Below are 582 nucleotides of genomic sequence, written 5' to 3' on the forward strand. Positions count from 1 at the left end.
AAAAAACATGGAAAAAATGTAAAAAAAAGTCTTGTAAATGTAAATAAAGGTTCTACTTTTGCACCCGCATCAGCGAAACGCTCTTAGAAATACCGTCAGGCAGCTGAATTGAAATGAAAAGAAATTTTCTTAAAAAAAGTTCAAAAAAAGCTTGCGGGAATTGAAAAAGCTTTTTACCTTTGCCCCCCGCAAAACACGGAAAGTTCCTTGGCAGACTGGAAGAAAAATTGGAAAATGAGACGGAAAAAAAGTTTCAAAATTTTTTTAAATTTTTCTTGCAGGTTTTAAAAAGAAGTTTTAGTTTTGCACCCGCTTTGAGAGACAAGCGGAAAAGAAAAGAAATTACGTTCGTAGACATATTGAATTGACAGCCGTTCTGGTGAAAATCAGAACAGATAAAATAAGAGTAATAGAATCGATTAGATTCGAAAAGAACCGATAGTAAGCATCGAATTATAATATAAAAAATATACGATGAAGAGTTTGATCCTGGCTCAGGATGAACGCTAGCGGCAGGCTTAACACATGCAAGTCGAGGGGTAGAGGCTTTCGGGCCTTGAGACCGGCGCACGGGTGCGTAAC

The 582-nt window shown here is 37.1% G+C and carries 1 rRNA gene; it reads left to right on the top strand.

The window, feature by feature from the left end:
- Positions 1-471: 471 nt before the first annotated feature.
- A 16S ribosomal RNA gene (locus P2W75_RS22500) occupies positions 472-582 on the top strand; the annotation flags it as partial.

The sequence above is a fragment of the Flavobacterium sp. H4147 genome (assembly GCF_029360735.1).
Lineage (GTDB): Bacteria > Bacteroidota > Bacteroidia > Flavobacteriales > Flavobacteriaceae > Flavobacterium > Flavobacterium endoglycinae.